The following is a 7315-nucleotide window of genomic DNA, read 5'->3' on the forward strand; positions in this document are numbered from 1 at the left end:
GCACGATCGCCCCGAAGCAGGCCGCCACCAGGAACAGGAAGGCGATCGTGCCTCCCGCGCGGGTCATCTCCAGACCGATCGCCCAGTGCAGTACCGCCATCAGGGCCGCCGTCTGCAGGACCCCGACCACGACCACCGGCAGCCAGCCCGTGAGCGCGATCCGCCAGGCCGAGGCGCCCGCGGCGAGCGCGCGCCGGTTCATCGGCGGGATCAGCATGTACGCCACCATGGCGCCCACCCACAGCGACAGCGGGATGAAGTACGGGGCGAACCCGGTCCCGTAGTTGGGCGCGTGGTGCAGGTCGCGGGCGGCCAGCTGGACCGGATCGGCCATGACGCCGGTGCGCCGGTCGCGGTCCTTCTTGCCGTAGTCGGGGATCTGCTTCGCGCCGTCGTGCAGGCCGTCGGCCAGCTTCCCGGAGCCGTCGGCCAGCTTGTAGATGCCGCCGTTGAGCACCTCGGCGCCCGACTGGAGCTTGCCGATGCCCTTGTCGAGGCCGGAGGCGCCGGTGACGGCCGTGCCGAGCCCGGTGTGCAGCTTCCTGGCGCCCGCGGCGACCTGGCCGGCGCCCTCGTTGAGCTTGTTGACCTTCTTGACGGCGTCGGCGAGGTCCTCGGACAGGTGCGGCGCGCGGTCCGCCAGCGCCTGGGCCTGCGTCTGAAGGGTGGTGAGGTCGCCGTCGAGCTTCTTCAGGTCGCCGTCGTCGTCCGCGATCAGTGTGTTGACGTCGTCGGCGATCGTGGCCACGTCCGTGGCGGCCTGCCTGGCCTTCTTCAGGTCCGCGCAGGCGGCGTCGGGCAGCGTGGGATGCTCGCAGCGGCGCGTGTAGACGTCGTCCAGGGCGGCGGCGGCCAGGTGGGCGCCCTTGGCGGCGCCGGGTGCCGTCTTCACCAGCGTGTCGAGGTTGTGCCGTACCGTCTTCGCGGAGTCCGCCACCAGCCGCGCGGTGTCGCCGATCGCCTTCTGGTGACCCTTGAGGAACGGGCCCACCTTGGCGTCCGCCGCGTTGACCCGGTCGGCCAGGGCCTGTGTGCCGTCGGCGATCTGGGCGGAGCCGTCCTCCAGGGTGGCCGCGCCGCCGTCGAGCTTGGTGAGCCCCTTGGACAGCTTGCCGGACACCTTGCCGGCCTCGCCCAGCCCGTCGGCGAGGTCCTTGGAGCCCTTCTCCGCCTTGCCGATGCCGCCCGTGAGCCTGTCGGCGCTGCCGGCGGCCTTGGCCGTCTGGCCGTGGATGTCGGAGAAGGAGATGAAGATCTTGTCCAGGAAGCCCCGCGACGCCTTCGTGGAGGCCGCGGTGCGCACCTCGTTGAACACCGTCTTGGAGATCTGGCCGACGATGTAGTTGTTCGCGTCGTTCGTCCGCACCTGAAGGGCGCTGGTCTCGGGGGAACCGCCGGAGCTGGAGGCGATGCGCTCGCTGAAGTCGGAGGGCATGGTCAGCGACAGGTAGTAGGTGCCGTCCTCGACGCCCCGCCGGGCCTCGGCGGCGCTCACCCGGTGCCAGTCGAAGACCTCGCTCTTCATCAGCTGGTCGGTGAGGTCGTCGCCGGCCGTGAGCCGCCTGCCGTCCGCGGTCGCGCCGGTGTCGTCGTTCACGAGCGCCACCGGGATGCGGTCCAGCCGGCCGTACGGGTCCCAGAAGGACCACAGGTACAGCGCGCCGTACAGCAGGGGCAGCACCAGCAGCGCGACCAGCGCGGCCCGCGGGAGTTTGCCGCGCCCGAAGCGCCGCAGCTCAAGAGCGGCCAGTTTCGGCGAGCGCATCGGCCGCCCCCTTCTCTTCGCCGGGCCCGGTCTCGGTGTTCTCTTCACCGGGCCCGGCCTCCGTGTTCTTCGCGGGCGCCGGCCGGGTCGACACGGTCACCGCGTCCCCGGGCGCCTCGCTGCACACCGCGAGCACGGTCGTCCCCGACTCGGCGATGGACCTCAACAGAGCCCAGACCTCGCCCCGTTCGGCGTCCGAGAGCTTGAAGTCCGTGTCGTCGACGGCGAGCAGCCGCGGCCCGGACATCAGCGCGAGCGCGACCGACAGGCGCAGCTCCTCCAGGCGCTCCAGATCGCGTACGGCGGTGCGCGGACCCTTGGGCAGCGCCTCCACGTCGAGTCCGGCGGCCGCGAGCGCCGAGTCGATCAGCAGCTTCGTCTCGGCCCTGCGCTCGGACCGCGGCCGCAGCAGCCCGCGCGGCGAGGCGCCGAACCGGCGCTCCAGCAGCGCGCGTTCCCGCAGGTGCTCGCCGACGGTCAGGGCCGGTTCGAGATCGGTGACGCCGGCCACGTTGGCCAGAGCCGTGGCCCGGCGCAGCCCCGCCATGTGCCGGGGTGGTTTGAACCCGCCCACGTCGGCCACTCCCTCCGTGGGCTTCATCCGCCCGGTGAGCGCGAGCAGCAGACACGTACGCCCGGACCCGGACGGGCCCTCGACGGCGATCAGCGAACCGGGCCCGGCGTCGACGCCGATGCCGCGGAACGCCCAGCCGCGGGGCCCGCGCAGTCCGAAGTCGCGCACCGCGACGCCGAGACCGTCCACGGTCTTCCCTCCCCTGGGATTCCGGGACCGCCGCTCAGCGCACCCCGGAGTTTTTGAACTGACTGGTCAGTGCAAAAACTACCTCGAACCTTCGGTCGAAGCAAAAGGGCAGGTCAGAACGGATTGTCAGTGCCATACCCCACGATGGGGACATACGGCACCTGTGCCGTGACACAGACGACAGGAGGATCGTCATGGCCAACTCGTCCGCAGCCGCCGCGCGCCGGCGCCGCGCCACCGGCCCTGCCCCCTCACTGACCGGCCCGGCGAGCGACGTGCACCCCGTGCTCCGCCGTACCACGGCCCCGCCCGCCGCGCTCGACCTGCTCGCCCAGGCCCGCGCCGGCCTTGACGAGGCGACCGTCCTCGAAACGCCCAACGAGCGGTACGCGACGGCGCACCTCGCCGCCCTGCGCACCGCCGCCGCCGTGCTCGCCGCGCGCGGACGGCCCGAGCCGACACCCAGGCGCCGGGCCCGGATCCGGAGCGCCTGGGAAGTGCTCCCGGAAATCGCGCCCGAACTCGCCGAGTGGAGCGCGCTGTTCGCCTCGGGCGCCCGGCGCCGCGCCCGCGCCGAGGCCGGCATCGCGGGCGCGGCCGGCCGCCGCGACGCCGACGACCTGATAAGGGACGTGGCGATGTTCATCCGTCTCGTCGAGCGCATGCTGGTGCTCCAGCCCGTGCTGCCCCAGCCGCGCCAGGACGCCGAGGAACCCGGCGCCTCCCGCACCGGGCACGGCGCCTCCCGCACCGGGCCCGGCGTCCCGCGCGAGATGCCCGACGCGGGCTGAGCCCGGCCAGGGGGCAGGCAGCGCACCGGAGGCAATAGGGTGGAGGCGCATGAGGCCTTCCCTCCACCCGCTCCCGGGCCGGGAAGGCAGCCCGATCGCTCCGCCGTGCAAGAGGCGGTGCCGCCTCGAGGAGTCAACTGCCGTGTCGGACCCGATGCGCCCGCCCGTCTCCCGCGCCGCTCTGCGTACCGCCGTGGTCTGGGAGGTCCTCCAGGACGCCCTGGACCGCCGGGTCAAGGCCACCGGCCGGGAGTCGCTGGACGTCCTCGACACCGGCGGCGGCAGCGGCAACTTCGCCGTGCCCCTGGCCCGCCTCGGCCACCTCGTCACCGTGGTCGACCCCAGCCCCAACGCCCTGTTCGCCCTGGAGCGGCGTGCCGCCGAGGCCGGCGTCGCCGACCGCGTGCGCGGTGTGCAGGGCGACGCCCACGGCCTCTTCGACGTGGTCGAGCGCGGAGGGTACGACGCGGTGCTGTGCCACGGCGTCCTGGAGTACGTCGACGACCCCGCCGAGGGCGTGCGCAACGCGGTCGCCGCGCTGCGCCCCGAGGGCGTGCTCAGCCTGCTGGCCGCCGGGCTGGGCGGCGCCGTGCTCGCCCGCGCCCTGGCCGGCCACTTCAAGGAGGCCCGCCAGGCCCTCGGCGACCCCGACGGCCGCTGGGGCGAGGGCGACCCGGTCCCGCGCCGCTTCACCGCCGAGCAGCTCACGGCCCTGGTCGAGGGCGCCGGGCTGCGCGTGGGCGCCGTCCACGGCGTACGGGTCTTCGCCGACCTGGTGCCCGGCGTCCTGGTCGACACCGAGCCCGGCGCCCTGGACGCCCTCCTCGAGCTGGAGTCCACGGCGGCCGAGCTCCCGGCCTTCCACTCGGTGGCCACCCAGCTCCACGTCCTGGCGAACCTCTGACCGCCGGCGCCGTCCGGCCGCCCGCGCCCGGGGCGAGGTGCCGACTGCGCCACAGCCCCCCCGATCCGGGATTCCGCGCCGTATGATCGAGGGAGACCGTCCGGCATGACGGACCGGCCGCCGGGGAATGGAAGCCTCAGCGAGCCGGGCCGGCCATGGCGGATTCCGGTTGGCCAATTGGCGCAGAGGGGCGGGTTTCACGGGGGCGATTCCCTGCCTATCCTGAAGGGACCCCCCGGGTCGCCCCGGCGACTGCACGATGAGGAGGACTCCGTGCCGCTCTCGGAGCACGAGCAGCGCATGCTCGAGCAGATGGAGCGAGCGCTGTACGCCGAAGATCCCAAGTTCGCGTCGGCGCTCGAGGGAAGCGGGCTGCGTACGTACACCCGGCGGCGGGTCTACCAGGCGGCTGCGGGCTTCCTCGTGGGTATCGCGCTCCTCATGGCAGGTGTGATCGTCCAGCAGATCTGGGTGAGTGTGGTGGGTTTCCTGGCGATGCTGGGATGCGCCGTGCTGGTCGTGACCGGCTGGCGCAAGGCCCCCAAGCCGGGCGAGCAGGCCGTGGGCGGCCCGCAGGCCCGCCGTCAGGTCCGGCCCAAGCGCTCCATGATGGACCGTATCGAGCAGCGCTGGCAGCGCCGCCGCGACGAGCAGGGTCACTGACCCGAGACTGACCCGGGAACGAGAACACGGGTGAGGGGGCGGCCACTATGTGGCCGCCCCCTCACCCGTGTTCCGCTCAGCCTCCCTCGGCCTCCGCCCGTCCGGCCCCCCGCCGGGGCATCGCCCGTCGAAGGGCCGCCCGCCGCATGCCCACCGCGCGGGCCCGCACCGCCTCCCACCGTGCCGACGCCGCCCAGGCCAGGCGCGCGGTCGAGCGCGGGGCGAGCGCGGCGCGCAGCCGGGTGCCGCGGGAGGCCGTGCTCCGCAGCCCCTCGGTGGCGCGGCGCACCTCCTCGGCCAGCCCGGCCGCCGGACGCGGACGGGGCGCGTAGAGGACCTGTTCCACCGCGTCGGCCACCCGGTGCACCGAGGCAGCGGCGACGGGGTCGAGGTGCCCGAGGCGGACGATCCGTGCGGCCGCCCTGCGCGGGGTGTGCGACTCGTCCGGAAGGATCCCGAAGTCCCAGGCGGTATCGGTGAGTTCCTCCCACACGGCCAGGGTGTGCGGCACGGTGTCCGCGTCGCCGCGCCCGTGCGCGCCCAGCCGCAGGGACCGGGTGCGCCTGCGCCACAGCAGGGGCGACAGCGGCAGCAGGACGACGGCGAGAGCGCCGAGCGTCCATGCCAGGGCCGTGGGCCAGCCGCTGCCGCCGTCGTGCTGCGGGAGCACGGCCTGCGCGGACGGGCCGGGGCACTCCTGGAGGCGCTTGAGCTCCGGCGTGCAGCTCTGGCTCGCCGAGGGCGCCGCGGAGGGCGCGCTGCTCGCGCCCTGCGAGGGCCGCACCTGGTCGGGCAGCGTGGTGCCCGGAGTGCTGGACTGGGTGTACGACGGCGCCGTGCCCCGGGTCGGGGTCGGCTCGAAGCGGGTCCAGCCGATGCCCTCGAAGTACAGCTCGGGCCAGGCGTGGGCGTCCTTCAGGCCGACCGAGATCGTGCCGTCGCCCTGCGGGGTGCCGGGCGCGAAGCCCACGGCGACCCGGGCGGGTATGCCGAGGGTGCGGGCCATCGCGGCCATCGCGAAGGAGAAGTGCACGCAGAAGCCGCGCTTGTCCTTGAGGAACTTGGCGATGGCCTGGGAGCCGCTGCCGACCTCGACCTGTGTGTCGTACTGGAAGCCGCCGTCGAGGGCGAACCAGTCCTGGAGCTTGACCGCCTGCTCGTAGTGGTTGGCCGCCCCCTCGGTCACCGTGCGCGCGGTCTGCGCGACCACGGACGGGAGGGACTTGGGAATCCTGGTGTACTCGCGTTTCAGCGCCGGCGCCGGGTCCGGGGCCGCGGCGAGCTGCTGCGCCGTGGGCTGCACGTCGAGGCTTCTCACCCGGTAGGTCAGCCCGCGCGTGTTCTGGCCGTGGTCGCCGACCAGGGTCATGCCCACGGGTTCGTAGCGCCAACTGCCGTCGATCCGCACTCCGCTCGGCGGGTACGGCATGGGCAGCCAGTCCTGGGCGTACCACTCGGCGGCGGAGACGGTCGTGGTGATCTCGGCGCGTTTGACGTCGCCGTCGAGTCCGGCCGGGGTGGGGAAGGGGTCGGGCACGCCGACGATGTGCCGCTGCGAGGGCTTCCAGGTGGTGCCGTCGAAGTCGTCCAGGGACACGATCCGCATGTACAGGCCGGAGGCGTCGCCTGCGGTGGTGCGCAGGGACAGCACCGTGCGGTCCTCGTCCACGTTGAGGCTGTCGCGCAGGGACACCAGCGGGTTCACCGCGGAGATCGTGCCGCCGTCCCCGCTGCCCGGGCCGGCTCCCGCACCGCCGGGGCCCAGCAGGCCGCCCTCCATGGCGGGCAGGGCGAGCGGCGCGACCAGCGCGATGCCGAGCGCGACCGCGCCGATCCGGCGCCCGGTGCGCACCGGCGCCACGGCGCCGCCCGGGTCACCGCCCGGAGTGCGCGCCGCCCCGGCGAAGACGCGGCCCCACTGCGCGAGCCGGTCGCGGCCCTCGGCCAGCAGCAGCATCAGATAGCCGGCTGCCGCGACCAGGAACCACAGCCAGTGGGAGCCGCCGCCGGACAGCCCCGCGGCCACCGAGTACAGGGCGAGCAGGGGCAGGCCGGCGGGGGCGGCGGTGCGGAAGGTCACCGCGAGGGTGTCGACGATCAGCCCGATCACCAGGACGCCGCCGACGAGCATCAGCCGGATGCCGTCCGACAGCGGCGCCGGGGTCGCGTACCGGCCCACGTCCTCGCCGCCCTGGCGCAGCAGCTCCACCAGGTGCCGCACGGCCTCCGGACCAGGCACCAGCCCGAGGAAGGCCTGGGCGCGGGCGAAGACCAGGGTGAGCAGCACCAGCATCACCAGGGCCTGCGCCGCGACGGTCAGCGGCCGGGCGAGCGGCACCCGCCGGGCCGCCGCGCCGACGCCCGACTGCACCGCCAGCATCAGCGCGGCCTGCACGATCCAGGTCCCGGGGGAGACCAGCGGCAGCAGT

General features: G+C 74.2%; 6 protein-coding genes. 3 read left to right on the forward strand and 3 right to left on the reverse strand.

The genetic code is table 11. The features are described 5' to 3' along the window. Together IE249_RS02210 and IE249_RS02215 are read right to left on the reverse strand one after the other, a co-directional pair. On the reverse strand, positions 1–1765 hold a 1765-nt coding region (locus IE249_RS02210), incomplete at its 3' end, for a YhgE/Pip family protein (RefSeq protein ID WP_229857273.1). Next, on the reverse strand, positions 1737–2528 hold the full coding sequence (locus tag IE249_RS02215; protein WP_189703030.1) for an ATP-binding cassette domain-containing protein: 792 nt from the start codon (positions 2526–2528) through the stop codon (positions 1737–1739). The genes IE249_RS02210 and IE249_RS02215, both read right to left, overlap by 29 nt. Positions 2529–2722: 194 nt before the next feature. On the opposite strand from IE249_RS02215, the gene IE249_RS02220 reads away from it, so the two are divergent. The 3 genes from IE249_RS02220 to IE249_RS02230 all read left to right on the forward strand — a co-directional run bounded on the left by IE249_RS02220 (position 2723) and on the right by IE249_RS02230 (position 4886). Next, positions 2723–3319, forward strand: a complete 597-nt coding sequence (locus IE249_RS02220; protein WP_189703031.1) for an SAV_6107 family HEPN domain-containing protein — start codon at positions 2723–2725, stop codon at positions 3317–3319. Positions 3320–3461: 142 nt separating this feature from the next. Next, positions 3462–4223 (forward strand): methyltransferase, encoded by a 762-nt coding sequence (locus tag IE249_RS02225; protein ID WP_189703032.1) that lies wholly within the window; start codon positions 3462–3464, stop codon positions 4221–4223. Positions 4224–4496: 273 nt separating this feature from the next. After that, complete coding sequence (locus IE249_RS02230) at positions 4497–4886, forward strand: SCO2097 family morphological protein (protein WP_189703033.1); 390 nt, start codon at positions 4497–4499, stop codon at positions 4884–4886. Between the two features lie 76 nt (positions 4887–4962). On the opposite strand, the gene IE249_RS02235 is transcribed toward IE249_RS02230, so the two are convergent. Further along, positions 4963–7315 (reverse strand): transglutaminase TgpA family protein (locus tag IE249_RS02235; RefSeq protein ID WP_373304324.1); only part of this gene is annotated, 2353 nt, incomplete at its 5' end.

Source organism: Streptomyces anandii JCM 4720 (assembly GCF_014650655.1).
In the GTDB taxonomy this organism is placed as follows: Bacteria; Actinomycetota; Actinomycetes; order Streptomycetales; family Streptomycetaceae; genus Streptomyces; species Streptomyces anandii.